Here is an 18,261-nt window from a genome sequence, read left to right as displayed (position 1 = left end):
TGTTTTGCAGTTTGGGTTTAGATTTTATGTTTGGGATTATCCTTAAGCGTGGTGCGCAATGCTAGCAGACCAGTCTTGAAAAGCGCTAATGTATCACGGGTCTAAAGTGGGGGTAATAACCAGGCATATAGAGCCAAGAGTAAATGATAAAAATTCAGTCACTTGGCGCATAAAGAAGAGAAGTGTGGTTGGTGTATCTATCAGCAGCGTAAATGTTTAGGCATATGGCACTAAACGGGTGACGCAGCCTTTGGCCTTTATTATCGGCAGCAAAGGAAAAGGTGTTAACGAAACTTGCGTTAGTGTAAAATCGCGGGCCGCCTGAGATGGCATGCGCTATGCTCAGCGGTAACAGATTCTGATATGGGAACTGGTAATCCCCGTATCGTACCTCTTCTTACCACGACGCCTGGGAAGGCGACAACGAGGCATCTCCATGAGTGAGAAACTACAAAAAGTATTAGCGCGTGCTGGTCACGGTTCACGCCGCGAAATCGAAACGATGATTTCAGCCGGACGCGTCAGCGTCGATGGCAAACTGGCGACGCTGGGCGATCGCATTGAAAATGATAAATCCCTGAAAATTCGTATTGATGGCCATCTGGTTTCGATTGCTGAATCCGCCACTGAAGTCTGCCGCGTGCTGGCGTATTACAAACCAGAAGGCGAACTCTGTACCCGTAACGATCCTGAAGGGCGTCCAACGGTATTCGACCGTCTGCCGCGTCTGCGCGGTTCACGCTGGATCGCTGTGGGCCGTCTGGACGTTAACACCTGTGGTCTGATGTTGTTCACCACCGATGGTGAACTGGCGAACCGTCTGATGCACCCAAGCCGTGAAGTTGAGCGTGAATATGCGGTGCGTGTATTCGGCGAAGTGGATGACGATAAAATTCGTCAGCTCAGTAAAGGTGTGCAGTTAGAAGATGGACCGGCATCGTTCAAAACCATTAAGTTTGCTGGCGGTGAAGGCATCAACCAGTGGTATAACGTCACCCTGACCGAAGGACGTAACCGTGAAGTCCGCCGTTTGTGGGAAGCCGTAGGTGTGCAGGTTAGCCGCCTGATGCGCGTCCGTTATGGCGATATTCAGTTGCCAAAAGGGTTACCTCGCGGTGGCTGGATGGAGATGGAATTACCGGCGGTTAACTACCTGCGTACGCTGGTGGATATGCCGGAAGAGACGGTGACGAAAGTCGCGGTTGAAAAAGACCGTCGTCGTACTAAAGCCAATCAGATTCGTCGCGCGGTAAAACGTCATAGTAATGTAAGCGGCAGCCCACGTCGCGGCGGCAGCAGTAGCAGCCGCAACAGCAGCACGCGGACCAGTGGAACCAACAAGCGCGGTTCCTGATATGCCCGTGACGCCGCATGCAGCGGCGTCACTGTTTTACCAATCTATTCCCTGCTGAGCCTGAATGCCTGCATCAAATGCATGCTTAACCGGGCGCATCTCGGTCACGGTATCCGCCATCTCGAGCAAGGTTCGATGGCAACCTCGACCGGTGATAATCACACTTTGTTGAACCGGACGTTGTCCCAGCACGCGCACCAGTTCATCCAGATCCAGATAATCCATACTAACCATGTAGGTGATTTCATCGAGGATCACTAAATCCACATGCTCATCGGCAAGCATACGCTTTGCCTGCTGCCAAACCTGTTGGCAGGCGGCAGTATCGGTCTCCCGATTCTGGGTATCCCAGGTAAAGCCGGTGGCCATCACCTGAAATTCCACGCCATGCTGTTCCAGCAAATTGCGCTCACCATTTGGCCATTCACCTTTAATAAACTGCACGGCGGCAACGTTTTTACCGTGCCCGCAAGCGCGTAAAGCCGTACCAAAGGCGGCGGTGGTTTTGCCTTTGCCGTTGCCGGTGAACACCATCAAAATGCCGCGCGCTTCTGTCGCGGCAGCAATCCGCGCATCAACCTGTTCTTTTAAACGCTGCTGTCGTTGCTGATGACGATCACTCATGCGCTGGCTGGCCCCGGTTTACGTCCCGGCTGGGCATCAAAACTGATCCCGGTTTTGCGACGGCTGTCATCACCCATCAAATAAAGGTAAAGCGGCATCAAATCAGCAGGCGTTTTCAGTAAACTGGCATTTTCTTCCGGGAAAGCACTGGCGCGCATTTTAGTGCGAGTGCCACCAGGATTGATGCAATTTACCCGCAGATGACGATTTTTATACTCATCCGCCAGTACCTGCATCATGCCTTCGGTGGCGAATTTCGACACCGCATAGGCCCCCCAGCCTGCACGGCCGGTACGGCCCACGCTCGACGTGGTAAACACCAGTGAACCGGCGTCTGATTTCAGCAGCAGCGGCAGCAAGGCCTGAGTTAAATAGAAGGTGGCGTCAAGATTGATCTGCATCACCTGGCGCCAGACGGCTGGATCGAGTTCAGCCAGTGGGACGATCTCACCCAAAATTCCGGCATTGTGCAGCACACCATCGAGCCGTGGCACCAGGGAGGCGATCTGATCGGCCACCTCAGCGCAGCTTTCTGGCGTGGCATGCGACAAGTCCAGCAGCAAATGGGATGCGGGCTGCTTATTCAGTTGATTGATGGCGTGTTCAGTCTGCTGCAGCGTTTCGGCGTTGCGGCCCATCAAAATGACGCGTGCGCCATAGCGCGCATAGGTCAGCGCCGCTTCGCGACCAATGCCGTCAGAAGCGCCGGTGACGAGGATAATGCGATTTTCCAGCAGATCGCTTTTCGGTTGATAATGCACAGCGATGTCCTTTGGCAAGTCAGAGGGTTTTGGGCTTTATGCCTCAATTTGGCGCCAGGTGCAATCACCGCGCCTCGCATTCTGTGCCGCCTGCGGGCATTTCAGGCGACGAAAGTCGTTAAAGCGGGTAAACTCAGCCATTGTTTGTAATTCACTGTTTAATAAGGCGGCAGAATGGATTTACTCTCCAGTTATGGATTATTTCTGGCCAAGGCCGTCACCGTGGTGGTGGCGTTCGCAGCTATTGTTCTGATTGTGCTCAATGCCGCGATGCGTAAACGCCACAGCGGTGGTCAACTGCGCTTGACTCATCTCGACGATGATTATCGTGAAATGAAGGAAGACCTGCAGTTGGCGAAGATGAAGCCACAGGCGCAAAAAGTGTGGCTGAAGCAGCATAAAAAAGAAGAGAAGCAAAAAGCCAAAACCGAGAAGCGCAATGCCAAAGCTGGTGTGAGCGAAGCCGCTAAACCGACACTCTATGTGCTGGAGTTTAAAGGCAGTATGGATGCGGGCGAAGTCAGTTCTTTGCGTGAGGAGATCTCCGCGGTGCTGGCGGTGGCTGTGCCGGGTGATGAAGTCTTGCTGCGTCTGGAAAGCCCGGGTGGCGTGGTGCACGGTTATGGCCTGGCCGCTTCTCAGCTGCAGCGTCTGCGTGATGCGGGCCTGCAGTTGACCGCAGTCGTCGATAAAGTGGCGGCGAGCGGTGGCTATATGATGGCTTGTGTTGCGGATCGTATTGTTGCGGCCCCTTTCTCCATTATTGGCTCAATTGGTGTGGTCGCGCAGATCCCCAACTTCAACCGCCTGCTGAAACGCAATGATATTGACGTTGAACTGCACACCGCGGGTCAATATAAGCGCACGCTGACCTTGTTTGGTGAGAACACTGATGAGGGACGTGAAAAATTCCAGGAAGATCTCAACGAAACCCATCTGCTGTTCAAAGAGTTTGTTCAGCAGATGCGTCCGACACTGGATTTGGAAAAAGTGGCCACCGGTGAGCACTGGTATGGACGCCAGGCGCTGGATTTGGGGCTGATTGATGAGATCGGCACCAGCGATGCCCTGATTATCAAGCAGATGGATCGGTTCAATGTGCTGGGCGTGCACTATGCGCGGAAGAAGAAAATGATGTATCGCTTCACCAACAGCGCCAGTCTGGCGGCCGAGCGGTTAATTCTGAAAATATGGCAGCGTGGTGATAAGCCACTGTTGTGAGCAAGCCCGGCAAATGCCGGGCTTTTTTATGCCAGGTGATAGCGTGAGGAGAGCTCAACGGCAAGGGATTTAAACACGTTAAACACAGCGGTGGTTTTCGCGCTCGGCAGGCCTTCTTCATCTAAGAAATAAGGCCCACGAAACACCAATATCTCGCCCTGCTGAATCACGTCATTGGCTTCCATCCCGGCTAAATAATCGTCGTGCTGCTTGATCATTTGATTGGCTATTTCCAGTAACGCCTGGCGTGAAATGGATTCCGTTTCTACTGACATTGTTCACCTCTTTTTTGACAGCAATCGTTCTCCTTCTATATTACTAGCGAGTTGTGCTGTTCATCAAATCAACGTCCGTCAGCAAAACTGGCGCAAAATTAATCAGAATGCTAATTAAGTTGCGTAACGGATTTTATCAGGTAGAGTGTGGGCGATTCAGCTTTCAGGGAGATCACACCCGGATGTGTGGTGCTGTCAGATGGAAAACCCGCTTCTAATCATAAAGTTGCATAAGTCGATGCAATCTGACCTGAGATTATCCCCGCTGCCTTGAAATGTGAAAAGCTGGCAGCAATATTGAACCCGTTGGGTTTTGGGGCACCGAATCCTCTCCCGTTTATCAGGACGTTTCAATTAGGTAAAGGTACATATGGGTAAAGCACTCGTAATCGTTGAGTCCCCGGCAAAGGCCAAAACAATCAATAAATACCTCGGTAATGACTACGTGGTGAAATCCAGCGTCGGTCATATCCGTGATTTGCCGACCAGCGGTTCAACTGCCCGTAAAACTACCGACGGGGAAAAGGCGAAAACAGGAAAAAAGGTTAAGAAGGATGAGAAGGCCGCATTGGTCAGCCGCATGGGGGTCGATCCCTGGCATGGCTGGGAAGCGGACTATCAGATTCTGCCGGGTAAAGAAAAAGTCGTAGCCGAATTGAAAAGCCTTGCCGCCGATGCTGACCACATCTACCTCGCAACGGACCTTGACCGCGAAGGGGAGGCCATTGCCTGGCACCTGCGGGAAGTGATCGGTGGCGATGACAAGCGGTTTAGCCGCGTGGTGTTCAACGAAATCACCAAAAATGCGATTCGTCAGGCGTTTGAAAAACCGGGCGAACTGAATATTGAACGTGTTAATGCGCAGCAGGCGCGTCGCTTTATGGACCGCGTGGTGGGTTACATGGTTTCCCCGCTGCTGTGGAAGAAAATTGCCCGTGGCTTGTCGGCGGGTCGTGTTCAGTCTGTGGCTGTGCGACTGGTGGTTGAGCGCGAGCACGAAATCAAAGCGTTCGTGCCGGAAGAGTATTGGGAAATCGATGCGGATTTCTCTACGCCGAAAGGCGACGCGCTGGCAATGCAGGTCACGCATCAGGGTGATAAAGCGTTCCGTCCGGTTAATCGCGAGCAAACTCATGCTGCGGTATCCGTGCTGGAAAAAGCGCGTTACGAAGTGCTGGATCGTGAAGACAAACCGACCAGCAGCAAACCCTCTGCGCCTTTTATTACCTCGACGCTGCAGCAAGCGGCGAGTACTCGTCTTGGTTTTGGCGTGAAGAAAACCATGATGATGGCGCAGCGTCTCTACGAAGCGGGTCACATCACCTATATGCGTACTGACTCCACCAACCTGAGTCAGGATGCGGTGGCGATGGCACGCGGCTTTGTGGAGAAGAGTTTTGGTAAGAAGTATCTGCCAGAGTCGCCAATCACGTACGCCAGTAAAGAGAATTCGCAGGAAGCTCACGAAGCGATTCGACCTTCGGATGTCAACATCCAGGCAGAACAGCTGAAAGATATGGAAGCTGATGCGCAGAAACTGTACCAGCTGATCTGGCGTCAGTTTGTGGCCTGCCAGATGGTGCCGGCGCAGTATGACTCCACCACCCTGACGGTGGGTGCAGCAGACTTTAAACTGAAAGCGAAAGGCCGCACTTTGCGTTTCGATGGCTGGACAAAAGTGATGCCAGCCCTGCGTAAAAACGATGAAGATTTGACGCTGCCACCGGTCAATGTCGGCGACATGCTTGACCTGAAGGAGCTGATGCCAAGCCAGCACTTCACCAAGCCGCCAGCCCGCTTCAGCGAAGCTTCCTTAGTCCGTGAGTTGGAAAAACGGGGTATTGGCCGTCCATCGACCTATGCCTCAATTATTTCCACCATTCAGGATCGCGGTTACGTGCGGGTAGAAAACCGCCGCTTCTATGCTGAGAAGATGGGTGAAATTGTCACCGATCGCCTGGAACAGAATTTCCGTGAACTGATGAACTATGACTTCACCGCGCGCATGGAAGACAGCCTTGACCAGGTCGCCAATAATGAAGCGCAGTGGAAAGCGGTGCTGGATTCCTTCTTCAGCGATTTCAGCCAGCAGTTAGGTCAGGCCGAGAAAGAGCCAGAAGAGGGCGGCATGCAGCCGAACCAGATGGTGCTGACCTCGATCGACTGCCCGACCTGTAGCCGCCAAATGGGTATCCGTACCGCCAGTACCGGCGTATTCCTCGGCTGCTCCGGTTATGCGCTGCCACCCAAAGAACGCTGCAAACAGACCATCAATCTGATTCCGGAAAATGAGGTTCTTAACGTACTGGAAGGCGATGATGCTGAAACCAATGCGTTGCGTGCCCGTCGTCGTTGCCAGAAGTGTGGCACCGCGATGGACAGCTACCTGATCGACAATCAGCGTAAGCTGCACGTCTGCGGTAACAACCCGGAATGTGACGGCTACGAAATCGAACAGGGTGAATTCCGTATCAAAGGTTATGACGGCCCGATCGTAGAGTGTGAAAAGTGTGGTTCCGAAATGCACCTGAAAATGGGGCGCTTCGGCAAATACATGGCCTGCACCAACGACGAGTGTAAAAATACTCGCAAGATTCTGCGCAATGGTGAAGTTGCACCACCGAAGGAAGACCCGGTACCGTTGCCTGAGCTGGCGTGTGAAAAATCAGATGCATACTTTGTATTGCGTGACGGTGCGGCAGGGGTATTCCTGGCGGCCAACACCTTCCCGAAATCGCGTGAAACGCGTGCGCCGCTGGTGGAAGAGCTGCAACGTTTTGCTGACCGTCTGCCAGAGAAGCTGAAATACCTGGCGGAAGCGCCAGCGGTGGATCCGGAAGGCAATAAAACGTTAGTGCGTTTTAGCCGTAAAACTAAGCAGCAGTATGTTTCCTCCGAGAAGGAGGGCAAAGCGACTGGCTGGTCGATGTTCTATATCGACGGTAAGTGGCAGGAAGCGAAGAAGTAATTCCCTCAAGGCCAGCTTCTGCTGGCCTTTTCCTCATCCTTATAGCTAATCGTTCTACATTCTTTCGTTAACTGATATAGTGGTTATAGCTTTTTTCGTTTCGCTGACATGCTTTCCCTCCCTATACCTTAATTAAGGCGGAAACACGCCTGCAGGGATGGCCCCTCTGTCGCTACCGGGAAGATATAACTATGAAATTGCAGCAGTTGCGTTACATCGTCGAGGTGGTTAATCACAACCTCAACGTCTCCTCCACCGCTGAAGGCCTCTATACCTCACAACCGGGTATCAGCAAGCAAGTGCGTATGCTGGAAGATGAACTCGGCGTGCAGATTTTTGCGCGTAGTGGAAAACATCTCACTCAGGTCACGCCAGCAGGTGAAGAGATCATCCGAATTGCTCGCGAAGTATTATCCAAAGTGGATGCGATTAAGTCTGTCGCGGGTGAGCACACCTGGCCTGATAAAGGCTCGCTGTATGTGGCGACCACACATACTCAGGCGCGTTATGCCTTGCCCGGTGTGATTAAAGGGTTTATCGAGCGTTACCCGCGCGTATCCCTGCATATGCATCAGGGCTCGCCGACGCAAATTGCTGAAGCCGTGTCGAAGGGAAATGCTGACTTTGCGATTGCGACCGAAGCGCTGCATCTGTACGACGACCTGATTATGTTGCCTTGCTATCACTGGAACCGCGCGATTGTCGTTACGCCAGACCACCCGCTGGCAGGCAAATCGAATGTGACGATTGAAGAGCTGGCCGATTTCCCGCTCGTGACCTATACCTTTGGCTTTACTGGCCGCTCAGAGCTGGATACTGCGTTCAATCGTGCAGGATTAACACCTCGTATCGTCTTTACCGCCACCGACGCTGATGTGATCAAAACGTATGTGCGTCTGGGCTTAGGCGTGGGAGTCATTGCCAGTATGGCGGTGGACCCGGTATCCGATCCGGATCTGGTGCGAATCGAAGCATCAGAAATTTTTACCAATAGCACAACCAAAATTGGCTTTAGGCGCAGTACGTTCCTTCGAAGCTATATGTATGATTTTATTCAACGTTTCGCGCCGCATTTGACCCGTGATGTCGTGGATGCAGCGGTCGCATTGCGTTCAAATGAAGATATCGAAGCGATGTTCCGCGATATCAAATTACCTTTCAAATAATCACCTAACTCATTATTTTCACAAGGTGTCCAGTGGGCATCTTGTGAATTCCTTCCTGGTTAGCGCCACAAGAATCTCAAAAAATTTCATTATTTTTTTGTAAATGAAACATCGATCACATGTTTTTTCATTGTTAGTTCTTAAATGAGAAACAGTACACAAAATTTACGCTGTCGCTTTGCGGGCCGCCAGGAATATTCCCATACTCCAGTTATCAGCTGATGAGAAAGGCCTTTTGGTCTGACTCTCTAAATTAAACTCAAATTTAGAGTGGTACTAAATTAGTTTTAACCCAAATTTACAATGTATCTATTTGTTGAATAGTTTGATCAGTAATTAAATTTATCTCATCAATATTTTGGGTTTTGATAAATAGCGTTAATCGTTGTGCTCAATAAAAATAACTGGATTTTCGGACTTAACAAGTTTAGGATTCGTCCTAAATCTTAATCGTTATCAACAATCGTTTTATTGAGAGTGATTATCAAAAACTATGAACACTAGACTGACTGTACAACAAGATTTTCGTACTAAAACCGCCAAGGTTGAGCGCTCTGGTAATGTGCGTCGCAAGGCTTGGTTGACCGTCTTCGCTGCTTCAGCACTGTTCTGGGTAGTGGTGGCATTGATGATTTGGCGTATGTGGGGTTAAGCCATGTGGGCAAATACACTCAGCCGTAAGTCTCCGGTTTCTGCGCGTCAGCCGAACACGTCAGCGTGCAAAGCGAAAGAAGTAAAGAGCGTTGAACAGCCTGTGGCGATTCCTGCGTCGTGGGAACTGAGTGAGAACCAGCGTAACTTTATCGAATCGTTCATGGATCCGAAGTCGAAATAACGCAGTCTGCGTTTTGTTCTATATATAGACATCCATACCTCTCTTTACCGGATTATCCGGTGGGCATTTTAAAAGCCCGTCCTTTAACACTCAGCATTAAAAAAACGGTGTCATCAGTACAACGCTGAAGACGGTGGACTTTTTTTGCCCGGAATCCGGGAGGGAGTGACTCGATGAATACAACGACTTTTTCATGGTTCGGCGTTTATGCCTTTTCCTTTGCATTTTGGGCCGCGGCCGTGTGGGCAATGATCTAATCCAATAACTCAAATTGTACTGATTTCTATTAATGCCCTGACAAACGTCGGGGCATTTTTCTTTGTGCCTTTATGTGTCATTTCGTGTTGTTATCAAATCGTTAACGAAATTGTGGTCTATCTTTAAGCTAAACCTTGTGGTTATTGAGGTTTAAAAGAGAGGCCCATATAAGGAGGAGCTATGTCGTTAACGTTACGGGAGCACAGTCAGGATACGCTGGACGTTCGGGCAAAAAAATATCATTACTACAGCCTGCCAAAAGCTGCCCAGCAATTGGGTAATATCGATCGCTTACCCAAATCAATGAAGGTGTTGCTGGAAAACCTCCTGCGCTGGCAGGATGAGGATTCCGTGACAGCTGAAGATATACAGGCTCTGGTTGGCTGGCAGAAAGATGCGCATGCTGATCGGGAAATTGCCTATCGCCCAGCGCGCGTGTTGATGCAGGACTTCACCGGCGTGCCAGCGGTGGTGGATTTAGCGGCGATGCGTGAAGCGGTAAAACGCCTCGGCGGCGATGTGGCCAAAGTTAATCCCTTATCGCCGGTCGATTTGGTTATTGACCACTCGGTGACCGTTGACCATTTTGGTGATGAAGATGCTTTCGAAGAAAACGTGCGTCTCGAAATGGAACGCAACCATGAACGCTACGTTTTCCTGCGTTGGGGGCAAAAAGCCTTTAATCGCTTCCGCGTGGTGCCGCCTGGCACCGGTATCTGCCACCAGGTTAACCTTGAGTATCTGGGGAAATCGGTCTGGCACGAAACGCAAGACGGAAAAGAAGTGGCTTATCCTGATACCTTAGTCGGTACCGATTCCCATACCACGATGATTAACGCGCTCGGCGTATTGGGCTGGGGTGTTGGCGGTATCGAAGCCGAAGCCGCCATGTTAGGGCAGCCCGTGTCAATGTTGATCCCCGACGTTGTCGGTTTCAAACTCACCGGGAAACTACGCCCTGGTATTACCGCGACCGATTTGGTGTTAACCGTGACGCAAATGCTGCGTAAGCATGGTGTGGTGGGTAAATTCGTGGAATTTTACGGTGATGGCCTGGCCGATTTGCCGCTGGCCGATCGCGCAACCATCGCCAATATGGCACCGGAATATGGTGCCACCTGCGGTTTCTTCCCCATTGATGAAATCACCCTGAGCTACATGACCCTGACCGGGCGTGATGCCGAACAAGTCGATTTAGTCGAAGCTTATGCTAAGCAGCAAGGGATGTGGCGAAATCCGGGCGACGAACCACGGTTTACCAGCTCACTGGCGCTGGATATGGCAGATGTTGAATCCAGTCTTGCCGGTCCAAAACGACCGCAGGATCGCGTCTCTTTAGGTGATGTTCCCGCCGCCTTTGATGCCAGCAACGAACTTGAAGTTAATCATGCGCAGAAAGCGCACAAGACCGTCACGTATCGCGACAGCGAGACCGGCGATAGCTATCAGCTGGAAGATGGCGCGGTGGTCATTTCTGCTATTACCTCCTGTACTAATACGTCCAACCCTAGCGTCTTGATGGCCGCGGGCCTGCTGGCGAAAAATGCGGTTGAGCGTGGTTTGATGCGCAAACCCTGGGTGAAAGCCTCGCTGGCACCGGGATCAAAAGTGGTGTCGGATTATCTCGCGGTGGCTCAACTGACACCTTATCTGGATGAATTAGGTTTCAATTTGGTGGGATATGGTTGTACCACCTGCATCGGTAACTCGGGCCCATTGCCAGATGAAATTGAAAGCGCGATTAAAGAGGGCGATCTGACCGTCGGTGCTGTGCTGTCGGGTAACCGAAACTTCGAAGGGCGCATCCATCCGCTGGTGAAAACTAACTGGCTGGCGTCGCCACCGCTGGTGGTGGCTTATGCACTTGCCGGTAACATGAAACTCAACCTGCAGAACGATCCCATCGGGCAGGACCGGCAGGGCAAGGATGTCTTTCTGCAGGATATCTGGCCATCACCAGAAGAGATCGCCGCCGCAGTGCAGAAAGTGACCAGTGATATGTTCCATAAGGAATACGCCGAGGTCTTCGACGGTACGCCTGAGTGGCAGCAAATCAAAGTCAGTGAAGCCGCGACTTATGACTGGGATGAGGGATCGACATACATCCGCCTGTCGCCGTTCTTTGACGATATGGGCAAAACACCGGAGCCTGTCCAGGATATTAAAGGCGCGCGCATTCTGGCAATGCTGGGTGACTCTGTCACCACCGACCATATTTCGCCAGCGGGCAGCATCAAAGCGGAAAGTCCTGCTGGACGCTATTTGCTGTCGCATGGTGTTGAGCGCACCGATTTCAACTCCTACGGTTCGCGTCGTGGTAACCACGAAGTGATGATGCGCGGGACCTTTGCCAACATTCGTATTCGTAATGAAATGGTGCCGGGCGTGGAAGGGGGATACACCAAACACTTCCCCAGCAATGAGCAGCTGGCGATCTACGATGCTGCCATGAAGTATCAGTCCGAAGGTGTGCCACTGGCAGTGGTCGCCGGGAAGGAGTATGGCTCAGGTTCCAGCCGCGACTGGGCTGCGAAAGGCCCACGTTTACAAGGTGTGCGCGTGGTTATTTCTGAGTCGTTCGAGCGTATCCATCGCTCTAACCTGATCGGCATGGGGATCCTGCCGCTGGAATTCCCTGCTGGCGTCACGCGCAAAACACTGGGATTAACCGGGGAGGAGTTTATTGATGTCGAAAACCTTTCCCAGTTGAAACCGGGTTGTACTGTGAATGTCACCCTGACGCGCGTCGATGGTAAAAAAGAGACGCTGGAAACCCGGTGTCGTATCGATACCGGCAATGAGCTGACCTATTACCAGAACGACGGCATATTGCATTATGTGATACGTAATATGCTGAACTAAAGAAAAAGCCGGGAGATTTTCCGGCTTTTTGCTTTCTGCGTTACGCTTTTGGCAGCAGATGACCCATTTTTTCTGCCTTGGTATCAAGGTAGTGAGCATTTTTGGGGTTGCGCCCAACCACTAACGGCACGCGCTCGACAATATTAATTCCCGCTTCGCTCAGGATCTCGACTTTGCGTGGATTGTTCGTCAGCAGGCGGACTTCATTGACGCCCAACAGTTTGAACATATCTGCACACAGGGTGAAATCGCGCTCATCGGCGGCAAAGCCCAACTGATGATTCGCTTCCACGGTGTCGTAACCTTTGTCTTGCAAAGCGTAGGCGCGGATCTTATTCAACAGACCGATATTACGGCCTTCCTGGCGGTGATATAACAGCACGCCGCGTCCTTCTTCAGCGATAGCGGTGAGCGCCGCTTCCAGCTGAAAACCACAGTCGCAGCGCAGGCTGAACAGCGCATCACCGGTTAGACACTCAGAGTGAACGCGCGCCAGCACTGGATTGTGGTCGCTAACATCACCGTAAACCAGCGCGACATGATCCTGGCCAGTTGCCAGTTCTTCAAAACCAACCATCAGGAAATCTCCCCATGGCGTGGGCAGTTTGGCTTCTGCTACCCGTTTAAGCTGCATGTGACTCTCCAGAACCTTCAGAGGATGCGCTATCATCATGATAACGCACGGGCCCGACTGACCCGACAAAACTGACAATATTGTGCCACAACCTTCACCCGGGCCGTTAATCAGTCAGAGTTATTGTAGTGATAAAGCACAATTATCTAAGCCGCAACGTGTATGTTATTCTTTTTTCAGCTAAAGTTATGCCAGCCTCGCGAATACCCGCGGATCTAAAAGGAAACGGATGTTAAAAATTGCGCAGCGCACCACCCTGGGAATGCTTTTGTTAATAATTATGCCCGTTGTTGTCTGGTTCTCTGGCTGGCAATGGCAGCCAGGTGAGAGTAGCGCGTTTTTACGGGTGCTGTTCTGGATGACAGAAACCGTCACCAGCCCCTGGGGTATATTGACCAGCGTTATCCTCAGCGCCTGGGTTTTATGGTGCTTACGCTTCCGGCTTAAACCCGCCATATTACTGATTATCTTCATGAACGGCGCTATTCTTACTGGCCAGTACACCAAATCTTTCATTAAAGAGCAGGTGCAGGAACCCCGTCCCTATGTGGTTTGGCTGGAGAAGAGTTACGGTATTGATGAAGGGGCGTTTTATCAGCAAAACCGTCAGGGGCGCAGTCAGTTGGTGTCGACTTTAGTGGCTAACGACACTCAGTTGCCGCAATGGCTAAAAAAACACTGGGCGTTTGAAACCGGCTTTGCCTTTCCTTCCGGACATACCATGTTTGCTGCCAGTTGGGCGCTGCTGGTGATTGGCTTACTCTGGCCAAGGCGCCACATCGTGACCGTGGTCGTGCTGTTTTCCTGGGCTACCCTGGTCATGGGCAGTCGTTTACTGCTGGGTATGCATTGGCCGCGCGATTTGGTGGTGGCCACCCTGATTTCCTGGCTGCTGGTTACGGTTGCCACATGGCTGGCGCAGCGTTTTTGTGGCCCGCTTACGGTGCCGCGCGAAGAGCAGCAGGAGATTGAGCAGCGTGATGATGGATTGTAATTTCTGCGCGCGCCCCCATATGATTGATTGCGCTTACGGAAAATGCGCTAAGTGATGTGCTGATAAGCAGCATCGACGGCACTTTTTTGGCATACTTCTACTGGATAACCTCACGACAGGACGCATTGTGAAATATTTGCTGATTTTTCTCGTGGTTTTGGTCATTTTTATCATCTCCGTCACGCTTGGAGCGCATAACGACCAAATCGTCACTTTTAACTATCTGCTGGCGCAGGGTGAATTCCGCATCTCCACATTGCTGGCGAGCCTGTTTGGTGCCGGATTCCTGCTTGGATGGGCAATTTGCGGTCTTTTCTGGTTGCGGATACGTGTTTCTCTCGCTCACGCGCAGCGCAAGCTGAAACGCATGCAGGCGCAGAACGAACAATCAACGGCTGTGACAAATTCTTCTACTGCTGGTCGTCGGGATTAAGTTTCGATGCTTGAATTGCTGTTTTTGCTTCTCCCTGTTGCTGCGGCGTATGGCTGGTATATGGGCCGTCGCAGTGCACATCAGGATAAGCAACAGGAAGCCAATCGTCTGTCACGTGAGTACGTTGCCGGCGTAAACTTCCTGCTTTCCAATCAACAGGACAAAGCTGTCGATCTCTTTCTGGATATGCTGAAGGAGGACAGCGGCACAGTTGAAGCTCACCTGACGCTCGGCAATCTGTTCCGTTCACGCGGCGAAGTTGATCGCGCCATTCGCATCCACCAATCCCTGATGGAAAGCGCTTCCCTGAGCTATGAACAGCGCCTGTTGGCTATCCAGCAACTGGGACGCGATTACATGGCCGCCGGGTTTTACGATCGCGCCGAGGACATGTTTAGCCAGCTTATTGATGAAACCGACTTCCGTATCGGTGCGCTGCAACAGCTGATACAGATTCATCAGGCAACCAGTGACTGGCAGAAAGCCATCGAAGTGGCGGAAAGATTGGTCAAGCTCGGCAAAGAGAAGCACAAGGGCGAAATTGCCCATTTCTACTGCGAGCTTGCGCTTCAGGCGTTGAGCAGTGACGATCTTGATCGCGCCATGAGCTTACTGAAAAAGGGTGAATCGGCCGATCACCAAAGCGCGCGCGTTTCCATTATGATGGGCCGCATCTTTATGGAGCAGGGCGAATACGCTAAAGCAACGGCCCGCCTGCAGCGCGTACTGGATCAAGATAAAGAGCTGGTGAGCGAAACCTTATCGATGCTCGAAACCTGCTATCAGCGACTGAATCAGCCTGAAGATTGGGCGCAATTTTTACAACGCTGCGTTGAGGAGAATACCGGCGCGGCCGCTGAACTTTACCTCTCTGATATCCTCGAACAGCAGCAGGGGCCTGAAGCGGCGCAGTTATACATTAATCGCCAGTTACAGCGCCATCCGACCATGCGCGTGTTCCATCGCTTGATGGATTTCCACCTGCATGAAGCAGAAGACGGTCGTGCCAAAGAGAGCCTGATGGTGCTGCGCGATATGGTGGGCGAACAGATTCGCACCAAACCACGCTACCGCTGCCAAAAGTGTGGATTTACCGCGCATGCGCTTTATTGGCATTGCCCATCCTGTCGCGCATGGTCTTCTGTGAAACCAATCCGCGGACTTGACGGCCAGTAACGGCCGTTTTTTTATTATAACCGCACGATAGTTACAACATGCTATAACCTTGAATTCTCAAATCGAGCCGTGGCACTGTGCAGCCTTCGGTCAATCATCGGTTTAAAGCGCGCTGTAAGATTGTCGGGAAGGGCATGCACGGGTAGAATGCTTGCCGTTTGTCCATTGCGCCTGCGGGTGCCTGCCTCTGAGGAAACGTTATGCCTGTAACCACTTCACCGATTCTGGTGGCACTCGACTATCATAATCTCGACAGCGCACTGCAGTTTGTGGACCGCATTGACCCGAGCCAGTGCCGCCTGAAAGTCGGTAAAGAGATGTTCACGCTGTTTGGCCCGTCGCTGGTGAAAACGTTACAGTCGCGTGGGTTTGACGTTTTCCTCGACCTGAAGTTTCATGACATCCCAAATACCACTGCGCACGCGGTAGCTGCTGCAGCTGACCTCGGAGTGTGGATGGTCAATGTCCACGCCAGTGGCGGGGCGCGGATGATGAACGCGGCACGTGAAGCGCTGCTGCCTTTTGGCAAAGATGCACCATTGTTGATTGCGGTAACCGTATTAACCAGCATGGATGAAGACGATCTCAAAGGCCTCGGCATTACGCTTTCACCCGCTCAGCAGGCGGAACGTCTGGCTCGCCTGACGCGCGACTGTGGTCTGGACGGTGTGGTGTGTTCAGCGCAGGAAGCTGCTCACTTTAAGCAGGTAATCGGTCAGGATTTCGCACTGGTGACACCGGGTATTCGTCCGGCTGGAAGTGATGCCGGCGATCAGCGCCGAATCATGACACCGCAACAAGCAAAATTGGCTGGCGTGGATTACATGGTGATTGGGCGTCCGATCACCCAATCCAATGATCCGGCTGCAACGCTGCACACTATCCTGCAAAGTTTACAGGAGGCCTAATGGCTCAGGACAACCGACTGGTTTACTCCACTGAAACTGGCCGAATCGCACAGGAAGAAGAAAAAGCGCCGCGCCCGCAAGGGGACGGCATAGTGCGCATCCAGCGCCAGACCAGCGGCCGCAAAGGCAAGGGCGTCTGCCTGATTACCGGTATTGATCTGGATGATGATGCGCTCACTAAACTGGCGGCTGAACTGAAGAAGAAGTGTGGCTGCGGTGGGTCACTCAAAGAAGGCGTCATCGAGATTCAAGGCGATAAACGTGATCTCTTGAAAGCACTACTTGAAGCCAAAGGTATGAAGGTTAAATTAGCCGGCGGTTAATAAAAACGGGCCGCACACTGTGCGGCCCGTGATGCTGTAGATGAGCTGCGTAGCCTGAATCTTTATCGTTATTTAGAAACCTGATGGCCGATAATACCGCCAACGGCTGCACCACCCACTGTACCCAGTGCACTTCCGTTAGTCAGGACAGAACCACCGATTGCACCCGCACCCGCCCCGATGGCGGTATTACGGTCGCGTTTTGACCAGTTCGAACAACCACTCAAGGCAACAACCAGGGTGGCAGCTAATACCGCAACGGTCATACGTTTCATTGTTGTCGTCATCTCTTTCTCCTTGATTGTATGTACAGAGGCAACCTTGTAAGTATAGATGTTGCGCAACGAAGTACGTCATCCCTGCGTGTCATTCATTGTTCACTTTGATGCCCGCGTACAGCGCTTTAATGGGCGAATTAACCGGTGGAAACCGTACCGCTCCTGACTTTAGCCAGCTGAAGCAAAGCTAAATTCCTCCAGGATAGAAAATTCTTAATTCACGCCACACTTCTCCGGTCTCAGCGACTTTCCGCTGCTTTTACAGCGATTCGATCCATAACGTTTTCTCTGCTTGTTCAGCACAATTCAGCTATCACAGTTCGCAGGAGAAATAATCATGCTGGAATTGCTCAAGCAGCAGGTGCTGGAAGCCAACCTTGACTTACCGCGCTATAACCTGGTCACTTTCACCTGGGGCAACGTCAGCGCCATTGACCTCGACCATGGTCTGCTGGTGATCAAACCTTCGGGCGTGAAATACGAGAATATGCAGCGCGACGATATGGTGGTGGTGGAGTTAGCCAGCGGCAAAGTGGTGGAAGGGGCGCTACGTCCGTCATCCGATACGGCCACCCATCGCGCGCTGTATCTTGCCTGGCCGGAGATTGGTGGCATCGTACATACCCATTCACGCCACGCCACAATCTGGGCGCAGGCCGGACGCGACATTTTGGCTCTGGGTACAACACATGCGGATGATTTCTACGGCACCATTCCCTGTACGCGTGCGATGAAGCGTGAAGAGATACAGCAAGAGTATGAATGGAACACCGGGCAGGTGATTATCGAAAGCTTTGCGCAACGCCGCATTAAACCCGCCGACATTCCTGCTGCGCTGGTCAACTCGCACGGCCCCTTTGCCTGGGGTAAAGACGCGGATGCAGCTGTGCACAGTGCGGTGGTGCTGGAAGAAGTGGCTTACATGGCACTTCACACGGAACAACTGCGCAGCGAATTGCCTCCAATTTCGCAGAATTTACTCGATCTGCATTATCTGCGTAAGCATGGCAAGAATGCATGGTACGGGCAGAATTGAACATTGAAACTTCATTGAGGCGCCTGAGGGCGCCTTAATTTTTTGCTATTTAGCGCTGGTATGGCGAAGCATATCATAAAAAAGAAATGCCAAATCTATAAAAATAAAACGCTGTTTCATTAATATCGATTCGATCACTTTTTTCCTGACTGCCA

The 18,261-nt window shown here is 51.8% G+C and carries 18 protein-coding genes; 13 read left to right on the top strand and 5 right to left on the bottom strand.

From position 1 onward, the window contains the following. The first annotated feature begins 436 nt into the window (after window positions 1-436). On the top strand, window positions 437-1,354 hold the full coding sequence (gene rluB, locus FD744_RS04455) for a 23S rRNA pseudouridine(2605) synthase RluB (RefSeq protein ID WP_034821500.1): 918 nt from the start codon (window positions 437-439) through the stop codon (window positions 1,352-1,354). A 36-nt stretch (window positions 1,355-1,390) separates the two neighbouring features. On the opposite strand, the gene cobO is transcribed toward rluB, so the two are convergent. Together cobO and FD744_RS04445 are read right to left on the bottom strand one after the other, a co-directional pair. Further along, window positions 1,391-1,978 carry a cob(I)yrinic acid a,c-diamide adenosyltransferase gene (gene cobO / locus FD744_RS04450; protein WP_045832150.1) on the bottom strand — a complete coding sequence of 196 codons (588 nt, stop codon included), beginning with the start codon at window positions 1,976-1,978 and terminating at the stop codon, window positions 1,391-1,393. Further along, the gene (locus FD744_RS04445; RefSeq protein ID WP_160833607.1) at window positions 1,975-2,739 is read right to left on the bottom strand and encodes a YciK family oxidoreductase; all 765 of its coding nucleotides are present in this window, start codon (window positions 2,737-2,739) and stop codon (window positions 1,975-1,977) included. The genes cobO and FD744_RS04445 overlap by 4 nt, the downstream gene beginning before the upstream one ends. A gap of 174 nt (window positions 2,740-2,913) precedes the next feature. Between FD744_RS04445 and sohB the strand changes: the two genes are divergently transcribed. After that, window positions 2,914-3,960: a protease SohB gene (gene sohB / locus FD744_RS04440; protein ID WP_160867440.1), complete on the top strand. Its 1,047-nt coding sequence runs from the start codon at window positions 2,914-2,916 to the stop codon at window positions 3,958-3,960. Window positions 3,961-3,986: 26 nt separating this feature from the next. Here sohB and FD744_RS04435 read toward each other — a convergent pair whose 3' ends face one another. Continuing rightward, window positions 3,987-4,235, bottom strand: a complete 249-nt coding sequence (locus FD744_RS04435; RefSeq protein ID WP_097117002.1) for a YciN family protein — start codon at window positions 4,233-4,235, stop codon at window positions 3,987-3,989. A 370-nt stretch (window positions 4,236-4,605) separates the two neighbouring features. Here FD744_RS04435 and topA point away from each other — a divergent pair, with 370 nt between their 5' ends. The 5 genes from topA to acnA all read left to right on the top strand — a co-directional run bounded on the left by topA (window position 4,606) and on the right by acnA (window position 12,324). Continuing rightward, entirely contained in the window at window positions 4,606-7,203 is a 2,598-nt protein-coding gene (topA, locus tag FD744_RS04430) for a type I DNA topoisomerase (protein ID WP_160867439.1), read from the top strand. A 191-nt stretch (window positions 7,204-7,394) separates the two neighbouring features. Next, entirely contained in the window at window positions 7,395-8,369 is a 975-nt protein-coding gene (gene cysB, locus FD744_RS04425) for an HTH-type transcriptional regulator CysB (RefSeq protein WP_034821485.1), read from the top strand. Between the two features lie 493 nt (window positions 8,370-8,862). Further along, window positions 8,863-9,021, top strand: a complete 159-nt coding sequence (locus tag FD744_RS04420; protein WP_071845610.1) for a YmiA family putative membrane protein — start codon at window positions 8,863-8,865, stop codon at window positions 9,019-9,021. Between the two features lie 3 nt (window positions 9,022-9,024). Beyond that, the gene (locus FD744_RS04415; RefSeq protein ID WP_034821480.1) at window positions 9,025-9,204 is read left to right on the top strand and encodes a hypothetical protein; all 180 of its coding nucleotides are present in this window, start codon (window positions 9,025-9,027) and stop codon (window positions 9,202-9,204) included. Between the two features lie 438 nt (window positions 9,205-9,642). Then, on the top strand, window positions 9,643-12,324 hold the full coding sequence (acnA, locus tag FD744_RS04410) for an aconitate hydratase AcnA (protein ID WP_160867438.1): 2,682 nt from the start codon (window positions 9,643-9,645) through the stop codon (window positions 12,322-12,324). A gap of 40 nt (window positions 12,325-12,364) precedes the next feature. On the opposite strand, the gene ribA is transcribed toward acnA, so the two are convergent. After that, the gene (gene ribA / locus FD744_RS04405) at window positions 12,365-12,958 is read right to left on the bottom strand and encodes a GTP cyclohydrolase II (RefSeq protein WP_034821474.1); all 594 of its coding nucleotides are present in this window, start codon (window positions 12,956-12,958) and stop codon (window positions 12,365-12,367) included. A gap of 229 nt (window positions 12,959-13,187) precedes the next feature. On the opposite strand from ribA, the gene pgpB reads away from it, so the two are divergent. The 5 genes from pgpB (at window position 13,188) to yciH (ending at window position 16,792) form a co-directional block, all read left to right on the top strand. After that, window positions 13,188-13,952 carry a phosphatidylglycerophosphatase B gene (gene pgpB, locus FD744_RS04400; protein ID WP_160867437.1) on the top strand — a complete coding sequence of 255 codons (765 nt, stop codon included), beginning with the start codon at window positions 13,188-13,190 and terminating at the stop codon, window positions 13,950-13,952. A gap of 127 nt (window positions 13,953-14,079) precedes the next feature. Continuing rightward, entirely contained in the window at window positions 14,080-14,385 is a 306-nt protein-coding gene (locus FD744_RS04395; protein ID WP_038646699.1) for a LapA family protein, read from the top strand. Between the two features lie 6 nt (window positions 14,386-14,391). Then, window positions 14,392-15,561 carry a lipopolysaccharide assembly protein LapB gene (gene lapB, locus FD744_RS04390; RefSeq protein WP_058959800.1) on the top strand — a complete coding sequence of 390 codons (1,170 nt, stop codon included), beginning with the start codon at window positions 14,392-14,394 and terminating at the stop codon, window positions 15,559-15,561. A gap of 200 nt (window positions 15,562-15,761) precedes the next feature. Continuing rightward, on the top strand, window positions 15,762-16,469 hold the full coding sequence (pyrF, locus tag FD744_RS04385) for an orotidine-5'-phosphate decarboxylase (RefSeq protein WP_160867436.1): 708 nt from the start codon (window positions 15,762-15,764) through the stop codon (window positions 16,467-16,469). Beyond that, complete coding sequence (yciH, locus tag FD744_RS04380) at window positions 16,469-16,792, top strand: stress response translation initiation inhibitor YciH (protein WP_045814405.1); 324 nt, start codon at window positions 16,469-16,471, stop codon at window positions 16,790-16,792. Before pyrF ends, yciH begins: the two co-directional genes overlap by 1 nt. A 68-nt stretch (window positions 16,793-16,860) precedes the next feature. Here yciH and osmB read toward each other — a convergent pair whose 3' ends face one another. Next, window positions 16,861-17,079 carry an osmotically-inducible lipoprotein OsmB gene (gene osmB, locus FD744_RS04375; RefSeq protein WP_034821457.1) on the bottom strand — a complete coding sequence of 73 codons (219 nt, stop codon included), beginning with the start codon at window positions 17,077-17,079 and terminating at the stop codon, window positions 16,861-16,863. A gap of 328 nt (window positions 17,080-17,407) precedes the next feature. Between osmB and FD744_RS04370 the strand changes: the two genes are divergently transcribed. Further along, window positions 17,408-18,106, top strand: a complete 699-nt coding sequence (locus FD744_RS04370) for an L-ribulose-5-phosphate 4-epimerase (protein WP_160867435.1) — start codon at window positions 17,408-17,410, stop codon at window positions 18,104-18,106. Window positions 18,107-18,261: the final 155 nt, after the last annotated feature.

Source organism: Pantoea sp. Taur (assembly GCF_009830025.1).
GTDB lineage: Bacteria > Pseudomonadota > Gammaproteobacteria > Enterobacterales > Enterobacteriaceae > Pantoea > Pantoea communis.
This window is presented reverse-complemented; position numbering and strand designations above follow the sequence as displayed.

Bases quoted from the DNA above. Each gene is read 5' to 3' on its own strand.
- rluB (WP_034821500.1), top strand. From the start codon at position 437: ATGAGTGAGAAACTACAAAAAGTATTAGCGCGTGCTGGTCACGGTTCA.
- cobO (WP_045832150.1), bottom strand. From the start codon at position 1,978: ATGAGTGATCGTCATCAGCAACGACAGCAGCGTTTAAAAGAACAGGTT.
- sohB (WP_160867440.1), top strand. From the start codon at position 2,914: ATGGATTTACTCTCCAGTTATGGATTATTTCTGGCCAAGGCCGTCACC.
- FD744_RS04435 (WP_097117002.1), bottom strand. From the start codon at position 4,235: ATGTCAGTAGAAACGGAATCCATTTCACGCCAGGCGTTACTGGAAATA.
- topA (WP_160867439.1), top strand. From the start codon at position 4,606: ATGGGTAAAGCACTCGTAATCGTTGAGTCCCCGGCAAAGGCCAAAACA.
- cysB (WP_034821485.1), top strand. From the start codon at position 7,395: ATGAAATTGCAGCAGTTGCGTTACATCGTCGAGGTGGTTAATCACAAC.
- FD744_RS04420 (WP_071845610.1), top strand. From the start codon at position 8,863: ATGAACACTAGACTGACTGTACAACAAGATTTTCGTACTAAAACCGCC.
- FD744_RS04415 (WP_034821480.1), top strand. From the start codon at position 9,025: ATGTGGGCAAATACACTCAGCCGTAAGTCTCCGGTTTCTGCGCGTCAG.
- acnA (WP_160867438.1), top strand. From the start codon at position 9,643: ATGTCGTTAACGTTACGGGAGCACAGTCAGGATACGCTGGACGTTCGG.
- ribA (WP_034821474.1), bottom strand. From the start codon at position 12,958: ATGCAGCTTAAACGGGTAGCAGAAGCCAAACTGCCCACGCCATGGGGA.
- pgpB (WP_160867437.1), top strand. From the start codon at position 13,188: ATGTTAAAAATTGCGCAGCGCACCACCCTGGGAATGCTTTTGTTAATA.
- lapB (WP_058959800.1), top strand. From the start codon at position 14,392: ATGCTTGAATTGCTGTTTTTGCTTCTCCCTGTTGCTGCGGCGTATGGC.
- pyrF (WP_160867436.1), top strand. From the start codon at position 15,762: ATGCCTGTAACCACTTCACCGATTCTGGTGGCACTCGACTATCATAAT.
- yciH (WP_045814405.1), top strand. From the start codon at position 16,469: ATGGCTCAGGACAACCGACTGGTTTACTCCACTGAAACTGGCCGAATC.
- osmB (WP_034821457.1), bottom strand. From the start codon at position 17,079: ATGACGACAACAATGAAACGTATGACCGTTGCGGTATTAGCTGCCACC.
- FD744_RS04370 (WP_160867435.1), top strand. From the start codon at position 17,408: ATGCTGGAATTGCTCAAGCAGCAGGTGCTGGAAGCCAACCTTGACTTA.